Origin of the sequence: Pseudoalteromonas sp. S2721 (assembly GCF_005887425.1) — a bacterium.
In the GTDB taxonomy this organism is placed as follows: Bacteria; Pseudomonadota; Gammaproteobacteria; order Enterobacterales; family Alteromonadaceae; genus Pseudoalteromonas; species Pseudoalteromonas simplex.
In genome coordinates this window covers 33718-58410 of sequence record NZ_PNCZ01000040.1, presented here as the reverse complement: position 1 = coordinate 58410, position 24693 = coordinate 33718, and the positions used below count along the sequence as shown (strand labels likewise).

Sequence of the window (24693 nt, the reverse complement as noted above, 5' to 3'; positions counted from 1 at the left end):
ATTCTTACTATTCATTTTTCTCTTCTATTTTAGCGTCAATTTTACTTTGGCACTTTTATTGCATTTCCTAATTATCGTATTTTTAGTGAGTCAATGTTATGGACAAAATGGTCTACATTGCCATGTCGGGTGCTAAGCAAAGTTTGCGAGGTCTTGAGCTCAAGGCCAACAATCTTGCTAATGCTAACACCACTGGCTTTAAAGCTGATTTTGCACAAGCTCGCTCTATGCAAGCCTTTGGTGAAGGTCTGCCATCTAGGGTGTTTGCTATGCAAGAACGCCCAGGATCTAATATGGAATCGGGTGGTTTTGTTGAAACTGGCCGTGAGCTTGATATCGCGATGAGCGACCGTGGTTGGTTGAGCGTACAAGATGCATCCGGCAATGAGGCGTACACCAAAACTGGCACATTAAACATTACTCCAGATGGCGCATTGATCACCAGCCATGGCCGTCAAGTAATTGGCGAAGGTGGTCCAATCATTTTGCCATTGCCTATTGAAAAAGTTGAGTTTAGTGAAGATGGCGCTATTCAGGTTCGCCCGCAAGGTGCGCCTGCTAACTTTTTGGAAGTGGTTGATCGCTTAAAAGTGATTGAGGCTGATAACACTCAGCTTGAAAAAGGCAATGACGGTTTATTTCGACCAAAAGAAGACATGTTGGTCAATGACCTTTGTGGCTTTTGTGACATTTCACCTAACGTAAAAGTATTGTCGGGAACGCTTGAAATGTCGAACGTAAACCCAGTGCATGAAATGGTCGATATGATCAGCAATCAACGCCAATTTGAATTACAAGTTAAATTGATGAAAACAGCCGAAGAGCTCGATGAGCGTCAAGATCAGCTGTTACGCATTGTTTAAGATGACTGAGAGGGTAGAGTTATGAATCCTGCATTATGGATCAGTAAAACCGGGCTTGACGCCCAGCAAACCGATATTTCGGTGATCTCAAATAATCTCGCGAATGCCAGCACGGTAGGCTACAAAAAAAGCCGCGCCGTATTTGAAGATTTACTATATCAAAACATTAACCAGCCAGGTGGCCGCTCGTCGCAAGACACTGAAATGCCGTCAGGCTTAATGCTTGGTGCCGGTGCCAAAGTGGTTGCTAACCAAAAGAACTTTTCACAAGGTAATATGCTTACCACTGAAAATTCATTGGACTGGATGATCTCAGGCCCAGGTTTTTTTGAAGTGCAATTACCAGATGGCAATATTGCCTATTCACGTAATGGTCAATTCACGACTGACGAAGATGGTCGCATTGTAACTTCCGGCGCGGGTTTTCCATTACAACCAGAAATGAACGTACCAGACGATGCACAATCAATTACTGTTTCACAAGACGGTGAAGTATCAGTGCGTATTTCAGGTCAAGCAGAGAACGTGGTCATCGGTCAGCTCACCATTAGTGATTTTATTAATCCATCGGGCCTTGAGCCTATGGGGCAAAACTTATACACAGAAACCGCTGTGAGTGGCGCACCTGTGCAAGGTAATCCTGGTATCGATGGTTTAGGCACTGTGGTTCAAGGTTCCCTTGAAACCTCTAACGTGAATGTAACGGAAGAGCTTGTTAACTTGATTGAAACGCAACGAATTTATGAAATGAATTCAAAAGTGATTTCAGCGGTTGATGAAATGCTTAGTTACATCAATCAGCAACTTTAATGGGTAGGAGGCAGCATGCGTAATATTATCTTAGTCACATCAGCAGCATTGATGCTGGGTGGTTGTATGACAACGCAAAATCATCATGTGGTTCAGGATGACCCTTACTATGCGCCTATGTATCCGGAACCAAGTACTGAACAAGTGGTACCAACAGGTTCGTTGTTTGATAGTTATTCGGCAAATGACTTGTACTCAGATAAAAAGGCATTACGCGCCGGCGATATCATCACTGTTAAATTGCAAGAGTCTACCCAAGCAACTAAAGCGGCAAAAACTGAAACCGACAAAGAAACAGATGCTAGTTTAGACCCTGTTATTGGGCTTGGCGGAAACCCGGTTAACATTGGTGGCGACAGCATTCAGTTTGGTATTGGCTCAGGGGCATCGTTTAAAGGCGATTCAAAGTCTAACCAATCAAATAGCTTATTTGGTGATATTTCTGTCAATGTGATGCGTGTTTTACCGAATGGGAACTTGGTTATTCGTGGTGAAAAATGGCTCACTTTGAATACTGGTGAAGAATTTATTCGCCTAGAAGGTTTAGTTCGTCCTGAAGATGTGCAAGCAGATAACACGGTAACTTCCAATCGTATTGCTAATGCGCGAATTCAATACTCAGGTAAAGGGCAAATTCAAGAAACGCAAAGTGCAGGTTGGCTGTCTCGTTTCTTTAGTAGTTCGCTTTTCCCATTTTAGAGGAATAAAGTCATGAATGGGTTTAAATACATCATCGCTCTTTGCTTAATTAGCCTGCAGTTTTCTGCACAGGCTGAGCGAGTCAAAGATGTATCTATGGTTGAGGGCGTACGCTCTAACCAATTAGTGGGTTATGGATTGGTTGTTGGTTTGCCTGGCACAGGCGAACAAAGCCGATTTACTCAACAAAGCTTTAAAGCCATGTTAAATGGTTTTGGTATCACCTTACCAGATAGCTTAAAACCTAAGATTAAAAATGTTGCCGCTGTGGCTGTGCATGCAGAGTTACCGGCATTCAGAAAGCCCGGTCAAACCATTGATATTACGGTTTCGTCTATTGGTAGTGCGGGTAGTTTACGTGGTGGTACCTTATTACAAACCTTTTTAAAAGGGGTTGATGGCAATACCTATGCGATTGCACAAGGTAGCTTAGTTGTAGGTGGTTTAGGTGCGGAAGGGGCTGATGGTAGCCGTGTAATTATTAATACACCCACAGTGGGTCGTATTCCAAACGGTGCTATTGTAGAGCGTGCTATTAAGAGCCCGTTTATGCAAGGTGACTATATTACCTTTAATTTAAATCGCCCAGATTTCACAACAGCAAAGCGCCTAGAGCAAACCATCAATGATTTGGTGGGGCCTGACAGTGCTCAGGCAATTGATGCAGCGTCAGTACGAGTGTTAGCACCGCGAGATGCATCTCAACGTGTTGCGTATTTATCTACCCTTGAAAACTTAGAGTTTAAGCCTGCAGACACAGCAGCAAAAATTATTGTTAACTCCCGCACAGGTACAATTGTGATTGGCAAAAACGTGAAGCTACAGCCTGCGGCAATAACTCATGGTGGTTTAACGGTTACGATTGCTGAGCAGCAAAATGTGTCACAGCCAAACGCTTTAAGTGATGGTGAAACTACCGTTACCAATCAAAGTATTATTGATGTGAACGAAGATGATTCACGTGCTTTTGTATTTAATCCAGGTGTTAATCTTGATGATCTCGTACGCGCAATCAATGAGGTGGGGGCCGCACCGGGTGATTTAATGGCAATCCTTGAAGCTTTAAAAGAAGCGGGGGCGATAAACGGGCAACTGGTTATCATTTAAATTAAAACGCGCTGTCGAGCGCGTTTTTTGTTTTAGTCATTCTTAAATCGTTCAGCATATAAACATCAGTCAAAATCTTGGCCCTGAAGTTATTCCATTCCTGTATCAGTTATTAGCCATTCATTTATAAAGTTTTTTATTGGCGCAATTTTTGCATTTTAATTTTCATTATTAACTATTGTGTCAAAAAGCTGATGGATACTAATCATCTCGACAAGCAAAACTTTTTTGATTTAGGCAACTTAGACTCGTTACGTCAAAGTGCTCTAAAAAGTGATGCCTCTAGCGATGCGTCAAAAGAGGCGCTGAAAAAAGCGGCGGCACAATTTGAATCTATCTTCACTCAAATGCTGCTGAAAAGCATGCGTAAAGCAAATGAAGCGTTTGAAGATAAAGATAGCCCATTTAATTCAAGCGGCGTTAAGTTTTTTGAAGAGATGCATGACCAACAGTTATCGGTTGAGCTTTCATCAAACGGCTCGCTAGGCCTAGCTGACTTAATCGTTCAACAACTCTCGCCAGATGGTAAACAGTTTACTCCAGGTTCTGTGCTTAGAACAACGGCTGAGTTCGATAGTGATAAGCGCGCAACCGGTGCAACGAGCGACAGTCACAAGATTAAAGCTGAGCCAAACGCTGTTGCAGATACCGCTGCGAACGAGCAAACAGAAAACCGCTTTGAAGATGCTGAGTCTTTCATTAGCTCTGTTTGGGAACATGCTAAAAATGCGGCTGAAAAAATTGGTTTAAATCCAGCTGTGATGGTTGCTCAAGCAGCACTTGAAACGGGCTGGGGTAAACACATCATCAGTAAAGCTGATGGCACAAGTAGTAACAACTTATTCAATATTAAATCGGATAGGAGCTGGCAAGGTGATAAAGCAAGCAAAGTCACGCTTGAGTTTGAACAAGGTGTGCCAGTTAAAAAGCAAGCTAGTTTCCGTTCTTATCAATCGATTAAAGACAGTGTTAATGATTTTGTGGATTTCTTAAATGAAAATCCACGTTATCAAGAAGCACTCAATAATACCGCAGAGCCTGCAGCCTTTTTAGATTCGTTACAAAAAGCAGGCTATGCAACTGATCCAAATTATGCCGATAAAATTAAGCAGGTATTGAAGCGCGTTGAGCTTCAAAGCGTCGCTGCTTCATTGGTACGTTAAGGAGTAGACCCTCATGTCATTTAGCTTATATGACATAGCAAATGCCGGTGTAAGAGCTAACTCTGAGCTTTTACAAACCACCAGTAAAAACATCGCCAACGTTAATACCGAGGGCTATGTGCGTGAGCGTACTGAGTTCACAACCATGATCGATAATCAAGTGGGTCGTGGTGAAACGTATCGCTTACTGAATGAATTTGCACAAAAGCAATTAAATAGAGATACCTCTAATAAGGCATTCTTTGATCAGTTTGTAACTGAAGCAAGCCGTGTCGATAGCTTGTTTTCTGAAGAGTCTAACAGCTTATCAACCAGTATCAACTCGTTTTTTAACAACGTACAAGAAAGCTTAAATCAACCGTCGTCAACAGTAGCTCGTTCACTGGTCATGACGGATGCACAAAACTTAATTGATCAAATGGACAGATTGTCGAGCATTGTGGTTGACCAAAAAGCCGTGGTAAATGAGCAGCTAGAAATCTTCTCTGATGAAGCAAATAACTTAATTCAAAGCATCAGCGAACTAAATACCAAGATTGCATCTGTTCATGGCACTGAACGTGAGTCATCGTCGAGTGGTTTGTATAACGAACGTGATAAAGCAATTCGTGACTTATCTGAGCTGATTGATATTGAAACACTCGATGGCAACAACGGCGAAAAACAAGTTTATTTAGGCTCCGGTCAAGCACTTGTCATGCAAAGCGGCACATTTAACCTGTTTTCATTCAGTGGCGACCCTGATCCGAACTTTAAAGAATTAAAACTTGATGTAAACGGTGGCAAAGCCGTGCCGCTTGAAGTTGATGTGAGTAAATTGAAAGGCAAAATTGGTGGCTTACTGGCATTTCGTGACGATATTTTAGTGCCTGCGCAAAACCAACTTGGTCAAATGGGTTTAGCGTTAGCTGATGCCTTTAACCAACAAAATAGCTTAGGTATGGACGCTAATGGTGAAATTGGCGGCGATATTTTTGCTATTCCAACGGTTGATGCGTTCGGTTATCAAGCTAATACGGGCACATCAACGATGACGGCAACGGTTGAGCCGGGACTCGGCAGTGAATTGCCTGCTAGTGACTTTGTTGTAACTTATACGAGTGCTTCAACAGTTGAAATCCAGCCTATTGATAATAAAGGTGAGCCGCTAGGTAGTCCTGCTACAGCAAATATCGTGGGGGGGATCATTGATTCTTCAACAATTACACCTGCAGGAAGTGACTCATTTGGTTTACAGCTTAATGTATCGGGTGCTGCGAATACGGGTGACCAATTTATGGTGAAGCTAAATTCACAAGCTGCTACGACCCTCGAGCTTGCAACTGAACGCCCTGAAGATTTAGCGTTAGCATCACCTATTCGAACTGCTACTGATATTAATAACACCAGTGATGCAAGTATTTCTGCTGGTACAGTTTCAGATATTGATAACTCAACGGGTATTACCGTGGGGCCACCTCCTAGCTTGGCGAATGGCGATATCACACTCGTGAAAACGGCGAATGCTAACGAATATCAAATTACGGACGGGAACGGTACATCGACCTTTACTATTACACCACCTGCTGAGAATATTCTTGCCCAAGCTGGCGCGCCTTACGATACCTACGGCTTTGACTTTAACATTGAAGGATCACCTGCAACAGGTGACACCTTCACAGTAGAGTTTAACACTGGTGGTTTTGATGATAACCGTAATGGTTTGCTATTGGCCGATTTACAAAATGGTGAGCTAGTGCGTCAAAATGTTGAAGCAAGTAGTACTGCTGATAATCATAAAACGTTTAATCAAGCCTATTCAGGCATTGTCACTGATATTGGTGTTGTGACCAGTCAAGCTCAAACCAATGGTGCGGCTTTTACAGCACTAGCTGATCAGTCTGAAGCTTGGTATGAATCACTATCAGGTGTAAACCTTGATGAAGAAGCTGCAAACTTACTGCGCTTTCAGCAATCCTATGCAGCATCGGCACAGGTACTTTCAACAGCACGTACTATTTTTGACACCTTATTAAGTGCGGCGAGGTAATTATGCGTATTTCAAATAACATGATGTATAAGAATAACCTTAATTCTATTCTTAACTCACAGCAAAACGTAAACAAAGCACAAGAGCAGGTTAATACCCAAAAGCGTGTATTAACTGCTGCTGACGATCCTTCCGCAACGGCTCGCGCACTACTTTATACAGATCGCATTCAGGGTAATGAGCAGTTCACAAAAAACATTACTATGCTGAATAGCCGTCTAACAACAGAAGAAAGTGTGCTGCAAAATATTAAAGGTGCGCTTGAGTCTGCTTATACTTTATCTATTCAAGCTGGTAATGGTGCGTATAGTGATATCGACCGTGAAGGTATTGCTGAAGAAGTTAAAGCATTGCAAAGTACGGTACTTGATTTGATGAATGCAAAGACCGAAGACGGTAAATTTATCTTTTCAGGTTACCAAGATAATACTCCGTCTTACACCTTTAATAATACTTCTGGTCGCTATGAATATGGTGGCGATCAGGGGCAACACAAAATCAAAGTAGCTGAAGGTGTAGAAATTAAATCAAGTGACAATGGTTTTGATACGTTCGAAAAAGTAAATGCTCGACTAAATGTGGCCTCAAACGATGGCACTGTGTCAGGCGGTATCACAAGCTCAAAAATTTATGTTACTGAGCAAGCTGATTTCGATAAGTTTCATCAGGCAAATTACAACGCTGATCCTGCCGCAGCCGCAAATGCTAATACACTAAGCTTTATTACTACCACAGGCACACCTAATACATTTGTTGTGCAGCAAGCGGGTGTAACGATTGATAGTGGCAGCTTTGAAGACGGCAAAATTGAATATCAAGGTATGGAAATTTCTGTTTCGCCTGTTGCAAACGGCCAAGTTGATGTTGACCTTGAAGCACCACAAAAAGAGAATGCGTTAAATACTTTGGATGACCTGATAGCAGGACTAACCAATCCTGATTTAACCCAGGAAGAGTTTGATCAAGTTTTAGCAGATGCCATTGTACAACTCGATAATGCTAAAAATCAGGTTTCACTTGTACAGGCAGGTTTGGGTGGTCGCTTAAATACAGCCAAGAAAATTGAACAATCAAACGGTGACTTAGATACTAGCAATAAAGCTGCAAAAGCTGAGCTTGTTGAGCTTGATATGGCTGAAGCGATTACTGAACTCACCAAACAAGAAACATCACTGCAAGCTGCACAGGCAACATTTGGCCGTTTGGCTAACCTTTCTTTATTTGATTACTTATAATTTTTATAGGTTAAGCTCATTTTATGAGCTTAACCTATAAAACCTTCCTTAAGATTCACACTTTAAAAGTGCTTTTAGTGCTTTCTTTTTAGTATTTATATCTTTAGTAAAACATCGTGATAGCGGCTTTCAAGGTAACCAGCAGCCATGTTTAGCTAAAGTTTTAAAATATTTTTCCTTTAAATACAGCGCGTTAAATAAAAAATGAAAAATTGTTTAAAAATTCACTAAAGGATTTTTTTACCGGACCGATAACTTAATTAACCAAGCAACGTAGCAAATAACCGCTACGGCTTAATTAGAGTAAGTTTGAGAGTAAATGATAAGTTTACTTCGGGAGAAATATCATGGCACTTTATGTAAATACAAATGTTAGTTCATTAAACGCTCAAAGACAATTAATGAATTCTGGTAACTCACTTGACACTTCATTCAAGCGTTTATCATCAGGTTTTCGTATCAACAGCGCAGCTGACGATGCGGCTGGTCTACAAATTTCAGACCGTTTAACATCACAAATTAACGGCCTTAACCAAGGTAACCGTAACGCAAATGATGGTATCTCTTTAGCACAAACAGCTGAGGGTGCTCTTGATGAAGTAACATCAATGTTCCAGCGTATTCGTACGCTTGCACAACAAGCTGCAAATGGTTCAAACACTGATGAAGACCGTTTAGCACTACAAGAAGAGATCCGTTCTTTAGCATCAGAAGTAAATCGTGTGGCTGAAGATACTACTTTTGGTGGTCAAAACCTGCTTGATGGTTCTTATTCTGCAAGTTTTCAAGTCGGTGCTGATGCAGTTCAAACAATTAGCTTCAGCATGAAAAATGTTGGTGGTACAGCAAATTCACTAACTGCTAACGGTGGTTTTACAATGTCAGGTATTGCCGGTGTAGCTTCTGGAGTTACAGGAAAAGGTATGTCCACTCTTGCTGCAGGAATTAGTGATGTAGGTACAGGTTTGACTGCTGCAACTGTTGGCTTCTCAGCTTTTGGTGCAACAACAATCAGCGTGTCTTCTCAGGTTAATGCACAACAAATCTTGGCTGGTATGGATGCAATGATTGCGGTAGTTGATAAAAAGCGTGCAGAGCTAGGTGCGGTTCAAAATCGTTTCCAATCAACGATTCGTAACCAAGCTAATATCTCTGAAAACTTAAGTGCAGCTCAGTCTCGTATTAAAGATACCGACTTTGCGACAGAGACAGCTAACTTAACTAAGATGCAAATCTTACAACAAGCTAGCCAAACAATCTTGAGCCAAGCGAATCAACGTCCTCAAGCAGCATTAAGCTTACTAGGTTAATAGTTTGAGTTAAAGTGAAGTCAAAACTTTGACTTAAAAGAAAAGCGCCTTTGTCTAATGGGGTATTAACAAAGGCGCTAGATTAGGATTATAAAGCGGAGGCGCTCAAAATCCTGACAGTAGTGTTCTAACATTTGTAAGAACATAAAATATAAAGCACAAATTATGCCATAATTTGTGTCAATTGAACCCACTCTTAAACTTATCTCTTAAAAAGGCTCCAGATGGAGCCTTTTTCATTATTTTTTCGAATAGTTGGCCTACTAATTGCTCTTATCTTTTCAAGTTAACTAATTAATCCGCAAAGTGGCAGTTTTTTGCCCCAGGCGACTCAGGTTTGCCGCTGTAACAAGTCACTTTGTCAAATTCACTTTTAAAGTGACTTAACTTTGACAGAAAAGAAGAGAGTTTATTATGGCTTTATATGTAAATACTAATGTTAGTGCATTAAACGCACAAAGACAGTTGGATAGAACAGGTACAGATCTTGATACCTCTTTTAAACGTCTTTCATCAGGTCTTCGCATTAACAGTGCGGCTGATGATGCTGCTGGTTTGCAAATCTCTGACCGCTTACAGTCACAAATTCTAGGTTTGAATCAAGGTAACCGTAACGCGAACGATGGTATTTCACTTGCGCAAACTGCTGAAGGGGCATTAGAGGAAATTACTTCAAGCTTTCAGCGAATTAGAACTCTTGCACAACAAGCAGCAAACGGTTCAAATACGGATGAAGATAGGCTTGCTCTTCAAGAAGAAATTCGTCAGTTATCTGCTGAAGTAAATCGTATTGCTGCAGACACTACTTTCGGTGGTCAAAACCTTCTTGATGGTAGTTACTCAGCTAGTTTTCAAGTTGGTGCTGATGCCGTTCAGACTATCGGTTTTAGTATGAAAAATGTTGGAAGTACTGCTAATTCACTAACTGGAAATAGTGGTTTTACTATGTCGGGTATAGCTGGTATTGCCTCAGGCGTTAGCGGAAAAGGAATGTCTACATTAGTTGCAGGTATTAGTGATATAGGCACGGGATTAACTGCAGCTACAGCAGGTTTTAGTAATATTACTGCAAGTGGAATAAGTGTATCTTCTCAAGTAAATGCTCAGCAAGTGCTCGCAGCTATGGATTCTATGATTGCTGTGGTAGATAAAAAACGTGCTGAATTGGGTGCTGTACAAAACCGCTTTCAATCGACTATTCGAAACCAAGCGAATATTTCTGAGAATTTAAGTGCTGCAAAATCACGAATTAAAGATGCTGATTTCGCGGCTGAAACGGCGAATTTGACAAAAAATCAAATTCTTCAACAAGCAAGCCAAACAATTTTAGGCCAAGCAAATCAAAGACCTCAAGCTGCTTTGAGTTTGTTACAAGGTTAAAATTTAAAAAAGAGTTAAAAAATTTACAAATAAAGCTAAAGCTTTCGCTTTATCAGACGATAACTGATTTAGAGAACTATCAATCTAGGACTCTATGTCGGTTAAATAGCAGGGTAGGGGTATCCCGCTGTTTAGCTATTAAAAGATAAAGCGGAGGCTAACATGGCTATCTATGTAAATACTAATGTGAGTTCTTTGAACGCACAGCGTCAGTTGATGAAATCTGGCAACTCCCTAGACACTTCATTCCAACGACTATCATCAGGCTTACGTATTAATAGTGCGAAAGACGATGCAGCGGGTATGCAGATCACTAACCGTTTAACAGGACAAGTTAACGGCCTTAATCAAGGTAACCGAAATGCGAACGATGGTATTTCTCTTGCACAAACTGCTGAGGGGGCACTAGACGAAGTAACATCAATGTTCCAACGTATTCGTACGCTTGCACAACAAGCATCGAATGGTTCGAATACTGATGAAGATCGTCTTGCTCTTCAAGAAGAAATTCGTTCATTAGCTTCAGAAGTTAATCGAGTGGCTGAAGATACTACCTTCGGTGGTCAAAACCTTCTCGATGGAACTTATAATGCCAGCTTCCAAGTCGGTGCTGATGCAGTTCAAACAATTAGCTTTAGCATGAAAAATGTTGGTGGTACAGCAAATTCACTAACTGCTAATGGTGGTTTTACTATGTCGGGCATAGCCCAAGTCGCTTCAGGTGTGACAGGAAAAGGTATGTCGACACTAGCAGCAGGTATTAGTGATGTTGGTACAGGTTTAACAGCAGCAACAGTTGGCTTCTCTGCATTCGGCGCAACAACTATTAGCGTATCTTCACAAGTTAATGCGCAGCAAGTATTAGCAGGTATGGATGCAATGATCGCTGTTGTTGATAAAAAACGCGCTGAATTAGGTGCGGTTCAAAATCGTTTCCAATCAACAATCCGAAATCAATCAAATATAGCTGAAAACTTAACTGCTGCACGTTCACGTATCCAAGATACTGATTTTGCAACAGAAACTGCTAACTTGACTAAGATGCAAATCTTACAACAAGCAAGTAGTTCTATCTTAAGTCAAGCAAATCAGCGCCCACAAGTAGCTCTTTCGTTACTAGGTTAGTCTAAGTTTTAAGTCGCTGTACAGAGGAAATTTTCAGTGCAGTGACTTATAATTTAATAGATAACATCTGGAGATAGAAATGATAGATATTAATTCCGCAGCTAGAGCTTCAGACAATGTTAATACTACAAACAGTGTTTCTGTAAAATCAGTATTAGATGAAGAGAAGCTTAATAAAGGCACAGAAATTGCAGGTAGAGAACCTGTAAATATTGATGAAGTTTCAAGTAAAAAGCGTCAAGAAAAGCAGGATATGATTGCCGAAGTAAAAGAAAATCTTGAGAAGCTTAATAAATATATACCGGTAACTGCAACGAACTTAATTTTTGAGTTTGATGAGCTAGGTGAACCACCGATCATTAAAGTTCTCGATAAAGAAAGTGAAGAGGTGATCCGTGAGATACCCACAGAAGAGTTTAGAGAAGTGGCTAAAGCTTTGGATGAATTTGCCGATAAACTAACTAATAAAGGCATGCTATTTAATCATTCAGCATAACAATGTAATATTTTCAGGAGGTTACAATGCCGTTAATTACTTCAGCTGGAATCGGCTCTGGCTTAGATCTTGAGAGCATTATCTCAGCAACCGTAAGTGCTGAAAACACTCCTAAAATGAACGCATTTGTTGCAAAAGAAGAGTCTTTACAGGTAGAGCTTTCAGCCATAGGTGAAATTAAATCTGCTCTTTCTAAATTGCAAGATACCATCGAGAAGTTAGCTGATCCAGATAACTTTAACAAAAGAATTGCAACTATCAAACAGCCTACTAGTGATGATGGAGATCTGATATCAGTAACACCAACTTCAGATATCTCTCCTGGGGACTTCAATATTGAAGTGGTTGAGCTTGCTCAGGGTAGTAGAGCTACTTCTAATGATGGCCTCTTTGCATCCACTGATGATGTGGTTACCGCATCAGGTGGTACTTTATCTTTTGCTGCTGGTGATAAGAGCTTTGACTTAACACTCGATGCAGGTGCAACTCTTGCTGAATTGCGTGATGCTATAAATGATTCAGATGATAATTTTGGCGTAACTGCCAATATTATTAACACAGGTACAGAGTCTAAGCTTGTCCTAACTTCATCTGTTACAGGTACTGGTAATGACTTAGTAATTACGAACGATACTGCTGAACTTGATAATGTTTCGACACTTGCTAACGATGGTGTTACTGCTGGTGGTATTGCTATTGGGTCAGGTGATGAAGCTAAAGACGCTTCGATAAAAGTTGATGGTATTACTATTACCAATGATACCAACACGTTTAAAGATGCTGTTCAAGACATGACCATTACAGCTAAAAGAGAAAGTGTCGATGGTGAAACTGCAAAGTTATCAGTTCAGGTTGATCGTGAAAGTGTCACCAAGCTTGTAGATGAATTTATAGCGAATTATAACAATGTAATAGGGCAGTTAGGCTTTCAATCAAGGGTGGGTAAGCCACTCAATGGTGATGCAACGATTCGCTCTTTACAGTCCCAGTTGGTCAATAATTTATCTGTCAACTTAACAGATGCGGGCCCATTTGAAAGTATCTTTGATATTGGTTTAGGTGTAAATAAAGACGGTTATTTAGAAAAATCGTCCTTAGTTCGTAGTTTGAACGAAGCTATGGATGAAAATTATGATGATATTGGCAAGGCTTTTGCAGGTGAAAACGGGTTAGCTACACAATTTGAAACTTTGTTAGAAAACTATGTTGACTCTAACGGTATAATTAAACAAAGAGAAACAAACTTAAACGCTCAGTTAGATGATCTAGAGGATGATGTCGCTAATCATGAATACAGAATGACTGAGCTAGAAGCTAGGCTCCGTAAACAGTATTCTGGTCTAGATGTACTATTGGCTCAGATGCAATCAACTCAAACTTATTTGAGCGCTCAGTTATCTAGTTTACCAGGGTTCACTAAATCAAAGTCTTAATGTAGCAACTAACATCTCCAGCAATTATTTTTAGGTGAATTATGTATAATGCGAAAGTAAAAAATTACCAGAAAGAAGCACTAAAAACGCGAGTCGCGGGTGCTGATCGTTATGAAATAATCCAAATGTTAATGGCTGGGGCATTAGAAAAAATGGTATTAGCTAAAGTTGCAATTGAGAAAAAGCATCTTGAAGCTAAAAGTGAGCATTTATCCAAGGCATCTGCGATTCTTGAAGCATTAAGAGGGTGCTTAGATTTTGAAGTTGGCGGTGAGGTTACAGAAAACCTTTATGCATTATACTCATATATGCTAGACCGCCTTCTTGATGCGAGCATTAAGAATGATCCAACCGTTATAGATGAAGTTTCGAGCTTATTAAAAGAAATCAAATCTGCATGGGATTCAATCCCAAATGATATTCGTCAGCAAACACTGAGTGAAAACGGTGTTGATGCTAATGTTGGCTGAGCGCTTAGATCAACTAGATACTTGCATCTGTTCTTTGTTAAAAAATATTGAAAATATGAATATTGACGATGCCGTTGCAAATACTAAACAGATCGAAAAATTACTGGAACAGTGTTTTGCTTCGTCTTATATGTCAAATACAGATGTTAGTCGTCTTGAATCAATTTTAAATGATTTTAATAACTTGGTGACAAAAGTCGCAGCTTTGAAGGTCGAAACAGCAAAATCTTTGGGCACACATCTCAAAACGCAAAAAAAATTAGACATTTATAAAAGTATTAAATGAGAGCCATATGACTAAAGAATCGAGCTTAGAACAGCAAATCGAGTCGCTCGCAGAAAAACTTGATAGTTCTTTGCAGCAACAGATAAATGAAGAGAAGTTTGCTGAGCAGGCTAACATTCGGTTTACTAATAATTTAACTGCTTTTGAAAAGTACTATCCTGAAATTGCTCAAGCGATTAAAAATTATAAAACTCGGGATGATTTTTGTTTACATGTAACCCAAGAACTTAAAGCAAATTTCGTTAAAAAAGGTGAGAAAGTACCTTTATATAGTGATAACCCTTACTCCCAATGCGTTGAACAAGTTGAAAGAAACCTAAATAAACCTGCTATTAGTGCGGTTAAATATGATTTCAGAAAAAAGAAGAAAGACAATCGCATTCATGTCAAATACATGAATAAAATTAGTGAATTACTAGCTAATATAAGAGAACAAAAACCTGATACATTGAAACAACTGCCAGATCGCTTCCCTAGCGCAATGATTTTTGGTATTGGTTTAGGATACCATCTTGAATATATGCTTGATAAGGTTGAGTTTGATTATATCCACATCGTGGAACCTGACTTTGAACTATTTTTTGCAAGTCTTTTTTGTATAGAGTGGGATGTAATTATTCAAAGAATAGATGATTCATTAGGTTGTTTATTTATACATCTAGGAATTAGCTATGAAAACTTCTTTGATTCACTTTACAAAGTTGTACAAGATATTGGAGCTTTTTCAATATCTAAAACCTTTTGCTATCAACACTACCCAAATAAAGAATTAAATTCATTAATTTCAAATTTCTTTAAGCAGTTTTATCAATTTCAGAATGGCTTTGGGTTTTACAATGATGCGGTTACTAGCATAGCTCACACAATTAAACATATGAATAGTAACTTGCCATTTTGGATAAGTGATAATGTTGTAGCTGATGATGTAGCTGAAATACCTGTTTTTGTCGTGGGTAATGGACCATCATTAGATAGTGCGGAAGAATTACTAAGACAAAATAAAGATAATGCAATTATTTTGGCTGCAGGAACCGCCTTAGGTTCACTGCTTAAAATGGGTATAAAGCCAGACTTTCATGTTTTAATCGAGCGTCCTAAACGTAATTATGAAATTTTGCTTGAGACTCAAAAGAAAGAAGATTATTCGGATTTAAATTTATTAACAACTAATGTTATTTACTCACATACTCCTGAGCTTTATAAATGGACAGGCCTTGCAATAAAGGGGAACGAAGCAGGTTCAGACTATTATGCTTTGGCTAGAATAGGGAATGGGTTGTTGCGTAGAGAAATAATTCCCTATTCAAACCCTTTAGTTGCAAATACAGCTTTGTCTTATGCTAGTTCATTTGGGTTCAAAAATATCTATTTAATTGGTGTGGATAATGCGATAACAGGTTCTGGGGAGCATCATTCTAAGTACTCTATTTACAATGATTCATCTTTAAAACGACAGTTTAAGCCTCTCAGCGGTTACGATCATGAAGTCGAAGGGAATCTTGGGAATATAGTTTATGCAAATAATTTCTATATGGTTTCTAAAAATCAAATGGAATTATTAATTAAACATAAACCAAACTCTAATTACTATAATGTTGGCCATGGTGCAAAACTAAAAGGAGCTTATCCACTAACAGAAGAAGAAGTCTTAATTCCTAGCCTTTCTACAGATAAAAATGAGGTTGTTGAATATATAAAAAATACTCAGTTTATCAGTGAGTCAGTAAAGGATGATGATTATCAAATGCTTGACTTAAAAGCTTTCTCTACTATTGCAAAACACATAAAAGATATATCTCAATCAAGCTTTTCGAGTCGTCAAGATTGTTTAGATATTCTTCGACGCCAATCGAGGTATGTGTATTCTTTGAGAGGGGGGCGTTATAGTTACTACTTTCAATTATTCAAAGGCTCTTTGTTATATTATCATTGCCCATTGATAACTCTTTTGTATAGCTATGAGGATGATAACTTGACACTTAATTGGTTTAAAGAGGGTCTAGACATGTGGAATGAGTATTTAGACGAAATGGAAGCTGATTTCCCTGAGAGTTATGATAAGCCATGTGACTGGGGACTGGAGTGAAGAAAGAAGCGTTTTATTCAAAGCGCTTCTATTAATTTATTTTCTGATGCAATCTTTATTAAGTTTATAACTTCATCAGTGCTGATTCCAAGAATGTCAGCCAGGTCTATAACATCATTTTTTCCGTCACAGTAAGCTAAAATATTAAGAAGATTCCTAGCAATATTTGATGAACCTTTTTTGCTAAGAGTTGGATATAAGTTATATTTGCTTAATTTAGGTTCACATAACTTAGTTGTAATATACTTGTGATTTTTTTCAAATAATTGAACACACTTCTTAGCAAAGTCTAGCCCACCTTTTAAACCAGAGGGGGTCATAAAAGTTAAGTCATCTAATGAAGTATGGTACTCAGGATAAACTCCATATTTTGTCCTCATTATAGAAGTAATTGGTAAATCGATATTGGGTGCACAATATTGGCGTTCATCACTTCCTCTTTTTAAAAAAGAGTATATCTTTGCGTCATTTTTATAGTTTTCACTTAATACCTTTTGAACGACTTTGTCACTTAAGTTATCGCCATAACGTGATTGTACAGTTGAATAGTCGCCGTCATCCCCTATGCATGTTAAAACTAAGCCTGCAGTAATATTATTTTTTAAATGTTCTAAATTACGGCTTAAATAGGTGATTGTGCCAATAGTCTCCGTTGTAAAAACAAAGCGATAACTATAAAAGTTATTCTCACTTTTTGCTAACCAGTTGATCAAAGCCAAAGAGACAAGGGGGCCTGAAAGTTCATTATTTGCGAGTGAGGGGTGACAAACATAACTAGATATTAAAATTTCTTTTTTACTTTTACCCGGGATAAGAAGTTCTGCATAGGTTAAGGAACCATCGAAATGATTACTGTTAATGAATACGTGGTAATCATCTTCAGTTAGAGACTTTCTTTGTTTGTCTGTTATGCAAAACCCCCATCGAGGCTCATAATAAGATGTAACATAAGGAATTGCTTCAGGCTGTTCAGGCAATGAATGCAGATGTTTTTGTAGCTCATTAAGCGGGATTATTTTATCGACTTGGGTTGAGTAGCCAAGTACATGTAAATTTGAGTCTTTAAAATTTACTACGGTATTCCCTTTAGAATCTTTTATCCATGCTTCTTCTATACTCCACTCTTTAGGAACAGTCCAATCAAATACTGGGGTACCGGAACGTACCTCATGCCTAACTAATGAGTACCCCTCAATATAATTATCAATAATATCTAAAGTCTTTCTAACACCATTACCGGTAATGCTTCTGCAAATAGGAAATAACTCCTGTGCGATTTGATGTAGTGCTTCTCCGTCTAATTCTTTAAAGTTTGACATAGTAGACTCCAATCTAAAGGGGTTCCTGCATTAATATTTTGTTTTGCTGTACACTTTAATACTTTGTTTTTGTTTTTTGGGGGTAAGCCATGGCCAGGGCGAATACTTCTTATCATGTCACTAGTGATAAGTTGTCCTTTTGGGATATCTTTAACAGCATATAGTGAACGGAAGTTTTTGCGTGGTGACGAGTTACTGTAGTCAACCTTACCAATAGTGGCGAAACCGTTTCGTAATTTATCAGTGAATTCTTTCATTAGGGAAATAGGTAAAGAAAACTCAGAGTCAATTGCTCCGTCTTTTTGACTTACGGTAATATGCTTTTCGATCATCGAAGCGCCGTTGGCAATAGCAATAAGAGAACATATTTCATCCGTACTATGGTCAGAAAGCCCAATAGGGATTTCAAAGCTTTGTTGCATATCAGCGATTGTTGATAAGTTAAATTTGTCATAAGGGGCAGGGTAGTTACTTATACAATGCATTAAACCGATATTTCTATTCCCTACTTTTTTACATGTGTCTAATACCTCTTCTATCCCAACTTTATCTATGATACCGGTTGAAATAATCACAGGTTTTAGCGTTTTAGCAGCCGCCTCAATTAAATCTAGGTCCATTGCTTCAAAAGAAGCAATTTTGTATGCAGGGCAGCCTAATTCTTCTAAAATACAAAGTCCCTGATAAGAAAATACGGAAGAAAATAGAGTGATACCTATCTCTTTCGCATAATCAAATAAATTGGGGAGCCACTCCTTAGGGGTTGCACCTTGTTCATAAAGTTCAAACAAGCTACGATCTTTCCACAAACCACTTTTTACAATGAAGTCACCTTCACTGATATCCAATGTCATATCATTAGCAGTAAAGTATTGAATTTTTACAGCATCAAAACCATTTTCTTTCGCTGCTAATATTAACTTCTTAGCACGATCAATCTCATTGTCATGATTACCTGATATCTCTGCAATTAAATAAGGTTTTGAGTAGTTTTGAATGTTGAAATTATCTATTACAATTGATTTATTAAACATAGTGTTAGTTTGCCTGGTCTTCTATGAATTTTCTGAGGTTAATAGTGTGTTTTATTGCAAAGTTACCCGAAACATCAGCTTTTTCGGGTATATCACTTACAACAGTTGAACCAATTCTAACCTTTGCTTTATCTCCAATTTTAACCCAGTTTGATATCGTACAATTGGCGCCAATCCACACATCACTTCCTATCGTTGATCTACCAGCAATATTTGAGTTACCGCTAATTTCTGTGGATTGTCCGATAACAACATCATGAGCAATGTTTACGCCAATTCCTATGTGGCAATAATCACCGATAAGTGTTTTTCCCGAGTAAAACAATCCTTTAGAAATGTTTGAATTTGCATGTATGTAGCATCCTTTACCAATAATGACTGAACCATAATGAGTAATATGCTTTTTTATGCCATTTATTGACTTCGCAAGCATTCCTTCGGTACTAATAGTGCAGTTTTGGGCTATGTATGCACCATCATTTAACACCGTGTTTTTTCCAATATATGCTCCTGAACAAATGGTTGTATTATGACCAATGTGAACAGGAGGGCAAATAACAGCATTTTCACTAATTGAAGCTGTTGGGCTCACATAGTGGGTTATTAAATCTTTTGTTGAGAAGTAAGTATTATGAATGTAATGAAATAGATCATCGAATCTATTAGTTGTTATCACCGGTTTATCAGTCTGAATGATTACTTCAGGAGCTATTATGCAAATTACATTGCTATTGTTTATAGCTTGTTGGAAGTATTTTTTATTTGCTGCGAGTACAATGCACTTTTCTCCTGTTCCCCAACAAAAATCTGTACATTTTGCTTGAATGTCACTATCAATATTCTGTGTTTTAATATCATCAAATACAGATAAAAGTTCGTTTAAAGGGATTTTGGTCATGTAAGCAATACCTCTGCTATTCTTTTTGCTGCTAACCCATCTATAAGTGGCTTTCGTGGTTTTTTAAGAGAAATGTTATTCAGAAGTTCCTTAAAGGGTTGCCCACTTATTTTGTTTGTTAGACAACCTAAACTATGTGCTAAGCCCGATTGTTGCCAAGAGTTAGCTATTTTTATTTGATTCTCAGCGAAGTAACCACAACTGAATGGTATACCAATATATGCCATTTCATAGCTTAAGGTGCCTGCAGAAACAATAGCATAATGACAGCGTTTTATTATTTCTGAATAATCACTTAAGTCGACATGAGTTGTAATGTTAGCGTTGTTTAGTTTTTCTACTAAAGGAACTGAGCTAGATAAGGATGATGCTACAAGGTGGATCTCACCTTTGTATACCCTACTAACCTGGTTGATTATGCTGGCGGCAACACCATTATCATTACCACCGCCCATGCAAACAAATACACCCTCACCCTCTAAAGGTTTAGTAACCAAATTAGGGTTTATGATGGCAAATTTAGCGCCGCAAAGCAGCTTGATTTCTCTATTTAGTACCGCCTTTTTGTACCAGCCTTTATTCGCACAAGGGTTTATATTTATTACAAACTTACCTAAATAACTTCCTTCGCACTTAAAATCATATTGACCAAACATAATCCCATAGGAAGTTAGAGTTTCCTGGAAGATCACATCACATTGATAATGATCAATTAAAAGTTTGGGAATATTCTTTTCAATACATATTTGCGCAATTTCACCAGCATCTGAAAAGCTACTATTTATTTTTATGACCTCATCAAAGTGTAGATCTATAAATGAGTTATTGAAATTTTTTCCGACAATTGCAATGGTTTTTTGTTTTCTTTTTTTTAGTTCTTTAGCTATTTCATTGCATCGGTTAAGGTGTCCATAACCAACACTTGAGTTAGCATCAAAATTAAATCCAATAGCCATTAATTCTGTTTCATTGCTTTATAATACAATTCAGCTCTAACCCAATCATCTTGAGTATCTATATCATGAACTAAATAGTGAGGTAATATATGTATTAGTGCGTCAGATGAATCTATAACTTTTTTAATTTCCTTATCGTTGATTGTTTTATACCAATAAAACTGTCCAGCGTCATGGTAAGCTTTCTGTAAATCTTGCGATCTGTTGCTGACGTGTTGAGGAAATAAAAGCTCAAGTCCGTTTTCTGTCTGGGTAAATCCCCTATATGGGCTGTAATGGAATTCAGTAGCACTGAAACAAGCATTTTTCTTGTTTGACTGATTGAGCATATCAAATGAATTTATCAACTGTTCTGGATTTATAAATGGAGTAGTTGGGTAAATACAGCAAATGTAATCAATGTTTTGTGTTTGCTCAAAAAAGTTTAAGGCATCTTGAACTACTTCTCTGGTAGGAGCGAAATCATCAGCTAGTGCAGGGTCACGCATGAAGGGAACCTCAGCGCCAAATTGCTTTGCTATTTCAGCTATTTCAAAACAGTCAGTAGATACAACCACCTTGTCAAATAAACCACTGCTAATAGCTGTTGTTATTGCGTACCCGATAATAGGTTTACCGCAGAACAGCTTAATATTTTTTTGGGGTATTCTCTTACTCCCACCACGGGCAGGAATGATCGCTATTTTCATTTATTGTCCAGTCTTTATTCGTGTAAGCCACACTCACGCTTTAATCCAAAAAAGCGTGTTTGTTCTATGCTTTCTACTTCATATATTGATTTAGTAGTGTGAGTATCACCGATTGAAATATATCCCTTATGCCACAGGGGGTTGTACTCTAGAGAGTTATCTTTTATGTAGCTATCAATATCTTCGGAGGTCCAATCTAGAATAGGAGACACTTTGTATCGATTATTTGATAATTCAACAAACATTTTTTGTTCACGTGTGGGTGACTGTTCCTTCCTTATTCCGGAGAACCATGTTGCCGCATGTAAATCATTTAATGCGCGTTGCATAGGCTCAACTTTCCGGTTTTGATTGTAAAGTTCCAAGCCCTCTAAACCATTTTCCCAAACTTTTCCAAATTTTTTTTCGTACTTTTCTTTATCGAGCAATGGCTTAAATGTTTTCAAATTTAAGTTAAGTGTAGATGTTAGGTGTTTTGAAAATTCAATTGTCTCATCAAATAGGTAACCCGTATCAATAAAAACAACTAAAATATCAGGCTTATGGAATGTCATTAAATGGAGCATAACAGCAGCTTGGGCACCGAAACTAGTACTAACGATATGTTGTTTAGGTAAGTTTTTTAGAGCCCAGCTTATACGTTGGCTAGCAGTCCAGCTAACCATGCGTTTATTGATTAAGTCGATATCTATATTTGTGTCCAACATCATAACTCCATCACTTCAGAATTAAATTACTTTTAATTATATCGGCCGAAGTTTAGAAAAATTTATTTGAGATGAATTGAGCACAAAGTATCAGAGCGCAACCCTAGTCTAAGTGTCTCTAGAGAGATAACATCTTCATATGCAATATTTCCCATATTTACATCTCGGCCATATTGCTTAATCATGAAAACTTGGTGGGCTTTTTTGGGGGCTTCAAAGATTAATTTGTCGATTTCAACACCTGATTCCATTACCTCCTCGACTAATCCCATTCTTATTTCGCCATCACCTCGATATAAGCCAGCTGTTCCACTTTCTCTTCCTTCTAAAATAATACTTTTTGCTCCAGCATTAATTTCACTTTTTATTTGCTCTACCCACTTTGATGGAGAAACAACCACCTTATCATCTTTACTGCCCACTTCAGAAAGCACAGTAAAGTCTTTGGCAAATCGGCTAATTAGTTCGTTTTTTTCTTTTTGTGGGATTGAAATTGTACCGTCAGATATTTCAATTAAAGATAATTTATGTTGTTTAAGAAAATCGATGTATTCATCCACTTTATTAGTCAAGTAACAATATTCGAACAAGGTACCACCAAGGCAAGGTTCTATACCATGAGATTTAATTAAATCTAATTTTGCTTCTAAATTGGGAGTAATTAATGATGTTCCCCAGCCAAGTTTGATAACATCTATGAATTCACCGCAGGCTTCTAATTGCATTTTGAGTTGCTCTAAACCCAATCCCTTATCAAGCACATTAGTTTTACCTGTTTGGCGCGGTTTAGTTGGTCTTTGGTCGATGAGTTTCATATCTAATCCTTTTTTAAAATATATGATAGCTTAAGCATTATCTATGCCTGAATTACTGTATCTGTTTGTTTTATTTTACTTCATAATAGATTAGGTTTTAGCAAAAATACTTATTTTTTAACTGATTTGATATCTAGGAGCTTAGTTGAGTAAATTAACATCACTTAATGCTGAAGTTTTAGTTATCGGTGCAGGCATCGCTGGTTGTTGTGCTGCGTTAGAGGCAGCTTATGCAGGTAAGAAAGTAATTTTAATATCAAAGATTCCGCCTCTACACTCTCATTCAGTCAGTGCCAGAGGAGGGATCAATGTTGCCATAAATGAACCCGATGCTTTTGCTCATATAAATGACTGTCTTAATGCGGGTAGAGGAGTTGCTAGTAAAGACTGTATTGAGTATATGTGCGAGTCTGCTCCTGAAAATCTTCATTGGTTAGAAAAATTAGGTGTGCAGTTTAGTAAAGATGAGTCAGGGCACTACAAAAACAAAGCCTTCGGGGGTTCTAATATTCCCAGAGCTTGCTTTAGTAAAGATAGGACCGGGCTTGCGATTATGGTCGCTTTAATCAAGCAAATAAAAAAGAATGAACTAATCACCTTACTAGATCAGATGATGGCTGTAGAGTTAATCCAAGAAACTTGTCAAGTTATTGGCGCTCAAGTTTTACACTTGCGGAATACTCAGCTATTCAAAGTTTTTGCTAATTCAGTGGTATTGTCTACTGGGGGAGGTTTGAATAGCTATAAATATAATACAAATGCTGTTTCTACAACTGGTGATGGCCTGTCCCTCGCATTCAATGCTGGTGCTGCATTAAGGCATATGGAATTTGTTCAGTTTCACCCTTTGGGTTTACGAAATAGTGGTATACAAATACCTGAACCTGTCCTAGGTGCTGGTGGTAAAATAGTCTCAATTTCAAATGACAATGTTATGTCACGTTACTATCCAGAGAAAAAGGAGTTGGCTGGTAGAGATAAAGTGTCTATAGCAATTGCAAAAGAATTAAGTAATCACCCAGGCTCTGAACTCTATCTTGACTTAACAAACATTCCAGAGGAAAAAAAGTTTGCTTTGAAAGAAGCCTCTTTGATAGCGGCTACTTACCTAAATGCCGATGTAACTAAGGATAAAATTTCTATAATACCTTCAGCTCATTATTTAATGGGGGGGGTTAGTTGTAATATTAATGGTCAAGTTCTTAACTGCATGGGCGATATAATAAATGGTTTATTTGTTGCGGGTGAAGCTGCTTGTAATGGTGTGCATGGTGCAAACCGAATCGGTGGGAATTCGTTGCTTGAAGTGGTTGTCTTTGGTCGTCTAGCTGGACAAAATGCTGCAAAGCTCCAAAAAAAGGCTAATTACCAAAATGCCTCTTTCAAGGAGTTTACTTTTCCGTTTGGAGATAGCAAAGAGAAAATGGGAGAAATTCTGAGCACTTTGAAAGCGACAATGTCTCAAAACGCCGGAGTAATAAGAAATGAAAATGGGTTGAAAGAGCAATTGAAAATATTAGCCGACTTGAATCGAAGGTATTTAGATATAAAAATTAGCGACCGCACTCACTTTTATAATCAGCAAATAAAACAATATGTTGAACTTAAAAATATGCTTTTAATCTCAGAGGCTATATGTCGAGCGGCTCTTTGTAGGCCTGAATCAAGAGGAGCCCATTATCGTGATGACTTCCCATCAGAAGGCAATTTTTTTGAAATGGCTACACTAACCTATAAACACGAGTTAGGTGGAATGGCATGTGAGTTAATTAGGAATTCATAA

23 protein-coding genes are annotated in these 24693 nt (G+C 38.2%); 16 read left to right on the top strand and 7 right to left on the bottom strand.

The annotated features are described in order from the left end of the window. Nucleotides 1-98 precede the first annotated feature (98 nt). The 15 genes from CWC02_RS15370 to CWC02_RS15300 all read left to right on the top strand — a co-directional run bounded on the left by CWC02_RS15370 (nucleotide 99) and on the right by CWC02_RS15300 (nucleotide 16492). Nucleotides 99-863 carry a flagellar basal body rod protein FlgF gene (locus tag CWC02_RS15370; protein WP_054553307.1) on the top strand — a complete coding sequence of 255 codons (765 nt, stop codon included), beginning with the start codon at nucleotides 99-101 and terminating at the stop codon, nucleotides 861-863. Between the two features lie 21 nt (nucleotides 864-884). Beyond that, a complete protein-coding gene (flgG, locus tag CWC02_RS15365) occupies nucleotides 885-1673 on the top strand; it encodes a flagellar basal-body rod protein FlgG (protein ID WP_054553306.1) in 789 nt (262 codons plus the stop codon). Nucleotides 1674-1688: 15 nt separating this feature from the next. Further along, entirely contained in the window at nucleotides 1689-2372 is a 684-nt protein-coding gene (flgH, locus tag CWC02_RS15360; RefSeq protein WP_054553305.1) for a flagellar basal body L-ring protein FlgH, read from the top strand. A gap of 12 nt (nucleotides 2373-2384) precedes the next feature. Further along, nucleotides 2385-3479, top strand: a complete 1095-nt coding sequence (locus CWC02_RS15355) for a flagellar basal body P-ring protein FlgI (protein WP_054553304.1) — start codon at nucleotides 2385-2387, stop codon at nucleotides 3477-3479. 194 nt (nucleotides 3480-3673) lie between these two features. After that, nucleotides 3674-4642 carry a flagellar assembly peptidoglycan hydrolase FlgJ gene (gene flgJ / locus CWC02_RS15350; protein ID WP_054553303.1) on the top strand — a complete coding sequence of 323 codons (969 nt, stop codon included), beginning with the start codon at nucleotides 3674-3676 and terminating at the stop codon, nucleotides 4640-4642. Between the two features lie 13 nt (nucleotides 4643-4655). Continuing rightward, nucleotides 4656-6671: a flagellar hook-associated protein FlgK gene (flgK, locus tag CWC02_RS15345; RefSeq protein WP_138619205.1), complete on the top strand. Its 2016-nt coding sequence runs from the start codon at nucleotides 4656-4658 to the stop codon at nucleotides 6669-6671. Nucleotides 6672-6673: 2 nt separating this feature from the next. Next, a complete protein-coding gene (gene flgL, locus CWC02_RS15340) occupies nucleotides 6674-7906 on the top strand; it encodes a flagellar hook-associated protein FlgL (RefSeq protein WP_138619203.1) in 1233 nt (410 codons plus the stop codon). Nucleotides 7907-8253: 347 nt separating this feature from the next. Continuing rightward, nucleotides 8254-9216: a flagellin N-terminal helical domain-containing protein gene (locus CWC02_RS15335; RefSeq protein WP_138619201.1), complete on the top strand. Its 963-nt coding sequence runs from the start codon at nucleotides 8254-8256 to the stop codon at nucleotides 9214-9216. A 414-nt stretch (nucleotides 9217-9630) separates the two neighbouring features. Next, a complete protein-coding gene (locus tag CWC02_RS15330; protein ID WP_138619199.1) occupies nucleotides 9631-10596 on the top strand; it encodes a flagellin N-terminal helical domain-containing protein in 966 nt (321 codons plus the stop codon). A 162-nt stretch (nucleotides 10597-10758) separates the two neighbouring features. Next, a complete protein-coding gene (locus tag CWC02_RS15325) occupies nucleotides 10759-11721 on the top strand; it encodes a flagellin N-terminal helical domain-containing protein (protein ID WP_138619197.1) in 963 nt (320 codons plus the stop codon). A 79-nt stretch (nucleotides 11722-11800) separates the two neighbouring features. After that, nucleotides 11801-12217, top strand: coding sequence for a flagellar protein FlaG (locus tag CWC02_RS15320; RefSeq protein WP_138619195.1), 417 nt, complete (start codon nucleotides 11801-11803; stop codon nucleotides 12215-12217). Between the two features lie 26 nt (nucleotides 12218-12243). Next, on the top strand, nucleotides 12244-13650 hold the full coding sequence (fliD, locus tag CWC02_RS15315; RefSeq protein WP_138619193.1) for a flagellar filament capping protein FliD: 1407 nt from the start codon (nucleotides 12244-12246) through the stop codon (nucleotides 13648-13650). A 41-nt stretch (nucleotides 13651-13691) separates the two neighbouring features. Beyond that, complete coding sequence (gene fliS, locus CWC02_RS15310) at nucleotides 13692-14120, top strand: flagellar export chaperone FliS (protein ID WP_138619191.1); 429 nt, start codon at nucleotides 13692-13694, stop codon at nucleotides 14118-14120. Next, a complete protein-coding gene (locus CWC02_RS15305; protein ID WP_171043852.1) occupies nucleotides 14110-14406 on the top strand; it encodes a hypothetical protein in 297 nt (98 codons plus the stop codon). The genes fliS and CWC02_RS15305 overlap by 11 nt, the downstream gene beginning before the upstream one ends. Before the next feature lie 7 nt (nucleotides 14407-14413). Beyond that, nucleotides 14414-16492 (top strand): motility associated factor glycosyltransferase family protein, encoded by a 2079-nt coding sequence (locus CWC02_RS15300; RefSeq protein WP_138619187.1) that lies wholly within the window; start codon nucleotides 14414-14416, stop codon nucleotides 16490-16492. 17 nt (nucleotides 16493-16509) lie between these two features. On the opposite strand, the gene CWC02_RS15295 is transcribed toward CWC02_RS15300, so the two are convergent. The 7 genes from CWC02_RS15295 to CWC02_RS15265 all read right to left on the bottom strand — a co-directional run bounded on the left by CWC02_RS15295 (nucleotide 16510) and on the right by CWC02_RS15265 (nucleotide 22910). Then, the gene (locus CWC02_RS15295; RefSeq protein ID WP_138619185.1) at nucleotides 16510-17811 is read right to left on the bottom strand and encodes a DUF4910 domain-containing protein; all 1302 of its coding nucleotides are present in this window, start codon (nucleotides 17809-17811) and stop codon (nucleotides 16510-16512) included. Then, complete coding sequence (pseI, locus tag CWC02_RS15290; RefSeq protein ID WP_138619183.1) at nucleotides 17790-18845, bottom strand: pseudaminic acid synthase; 1056 nt, start codon at nucleotides 18843-18845, stop codon at nucleotides 17790-17792. The genes CWC02_RS15295 and pseI overlap by 22 nt, the downstream gene beginning before the upstream one ends. Nucleotides 18846-18849: 4 nt before the next feature. Continuing rightward, nucleotides 18850-19743 carry a DapH/DapD/GlmU-related protein gene (locus tag CWC02_RS15285; protein ID WP_138619181.1) on the bottom strand — a complete coding sequence of 298 codons (894 nt, stop codon included), beginning with the start codon at nucleotides 19741-19743 and terminating at the stop codon, nucleotides 18850-18852. Beyond that, complete coding sequence (locus tag CWC02_RS15280) at nucleotides 19740-20699, bottom strand: hypothetical protein (RefSeq protein WP_138619179.1); 960 nt, start codon at nucleotides 20697-20699, stop codon at nucleotides 19740-19742. Before CWC02_RS15280 ends, CWC02_RS15285 begins: the two co-directional genes overlap by 4 nt. After that, on the bottom strand, nucleotides 20699-21388 hold the full coding sequence (gene pseF, locus CWC02_RS15275) for a pseudaminic acid cytidylyltransferase (protein ID WP_138619177.1): 690 nt from the start codon (nucleotides 21386-21388) through the stop codon (nucleotides 20699-20701). Before pseF ends, CWC02_RS15280 begins: the two co-directional genes overlap by 1 nt. Before the next feature lie 14 nt (nucleotides 21389-21402). Then, nucleotides 21403-22095, bottom strand: a complete 693-nt coding sequence (locus tag CWC02_RS15270) for a phosphoadenylyl-sulfate reductase (RefSeq protein ID WP_249364119.1) — start codon at nucleotides 22093-22095, stop codon at nucleotides 21403-21405. Between the two features lie 62 nt (nucleotides 22096-22157). Then, nucleotides 22158-22910, bottom strand: coding sequence for a phosphosulfolactate synthase (locus tag CWC02_RS15265; protein ID WP_138619173.1), 753 nt, complete (start codon nucleotides 22908-22910; stop codon nucleotides 22158-22160). A gap of 145 nt (nucleotides 22911-23055) precedes the next feature. Between CWC02_RS15265 and CWC02_RS15260 the strand changes: the two genes are divergently transcribed. After that, nucleotides 23056-24693 (top strand): L-aspartate oxidase, encoded by a 1638-nt coding sequence (locus CWC02_RS15260; protein WP_138619171.1) that lies wholly within the window; start codon nucleotides 23056-23058, stop codon nucleotides 24691-24693.

Bases quoted from the DNA above. Each gene is read 5' to 3' on its own strand.
- CWC02_RS15370 (WP_054553307.1), top strand. From the start codon at position 99: ATGGACAAAATGGTCTACATTGCCATGTCGGGTGCTAAGCAAAGTTTG.
- flgG (WP_054553306.1), top strand. From the start codon at position 885: ATGAATCCTGCATTATGGATCAGTAAAACCGGGCTTGACGCCCAGCAA.
- flgH (WP_054553305.1), top strand. From the start codon at position 1,689: ATGCGTAATATTATCTTAGTCACATCAGCAGCATTGATGCTGGGTGGT.
- CWC02_RS15355 (WP_054553304.1), top strand. From the start codon at position 2,385: ATGAATGGGTTTAAATACATCATCGCTCTTTGCTTAATTAGCCTGCAG.
- flgJ (WP_054553303.1), top strand. From the start codon at position 3,674: ATGGATACTAATCATCTCGACAAGCAAAACTTTTTTGATTTAGGCAAC.
- flgK (WP_138619205.1), top strand. From the start codon at position 4,656: ATGTCATTTAGCTTATATGACATAGCAAATGCCGGTGTAAGAGCTAAC.
- flgL (WP_138619203.1), top strand. From the start codon at position 6,674: ATGCGTATTTCAAATAACATGATGTATAAGAATAACCTTAATTCTATT.
- CWC02_RS15335 (WP_138619201.1), top strand. From the start codon at position 8,254: ATGGCACTTTATGTAAATACAAATGTTAGTTCATTAAACGCTCAAAGA.
- CWC02_RS15330 (WP_138619199.1), top strand. From the start codon at position 9,631: ATGGCTTTATATGTAAATACTAATGTTAGTGCATTAAACGCACAAAGA.
- CWC02_RS15325 (WP_138619197.1), top strand. From the start codon at position 10,759: ATGGCTATCTATGTAAATACTAATGTGAGTTCTTTGAACGCACAGCGT.
- CWC02_RS15320 (WP_138619195.1), top strand. From the start codon at position 11,801: ATGATAGATATTAATTCCGCAGCTAGAGCTTCAGACAATGTTAATACT.
- fliD (WP_138619193.1), top strand. From the start codon at position 12,244: ATGCCGTTAATTACTTCAGCTGGAATCGGCTCTGGCTTAGATCTTGAG.
- fliS (WP_138619191.1), top strand. From the start codon at position 13,692: ATGTATAATGCGAAAGTAAAAAATTACCAGAAAGAAGCACTAAAAACG.
- CWC02_RS15305 (WP_171043852.1), top strand. From the start codon at position 14,110: ATGTTGGCTGAGCGCTTAGATCAACTAGATACTTGCATCTGTTCTTTG.
- CWC02_RS15300 (WP_138619187.1), top strand. From the start codon at position 14,414: ATGACTAAAGAATCGAGCTTAGAACAGCAAATCGAGTCGCTCGCAGAA.
- CWC02_RS15295 (WP_138619185.1), bottom strand. From the start codon at position 17,811: ATGTCAAACTTTAAAGAATTAGACGGAGAAGCACTACATCAAATCGCA.
- pseI (WP_138619183.1), bottom strand. From the start codon at position 18,845: ATGTTTAATAAATCAATTGTAATAGATAATTTCAACATTCAAAACTAC.
- CWC02_RS15285 (WP_138619181.1), bottom strand. From the start codon at position 19,743: ATGACCAAAATCCCTTTAAACGAACTTTTATCTGTATTTGATGATATT.
- CWC02_RS15280 (WP_138619179.1), bottom strand. From the start codon at position 20,699: ATGGCTATTGGATTTAATTTTGATGCTAACTCAAGTGTTGGTTATGGA.
- pseF (WP_138619177.1), bottom strand. From the start codon at position 21,388: ATGAAAATAGCGATCATTCCTGCCCGTGGTGGGAGTAAGAGAATACCC.
- CWC02_RS15270 (WP_249364119.1), bottom strand. From the start codon at position 22,095: ATGTTGGACACAAATATAGATATCGACTTAATCAATAAACGCATGGTT.
- CWC02_RS15265 (WP_138619173.1), bottom strand. From the start codon at position 22,910: ATGAAACTCATCGACCAAAGACCAACTAAACCGCGCCAAACAGGTAAA.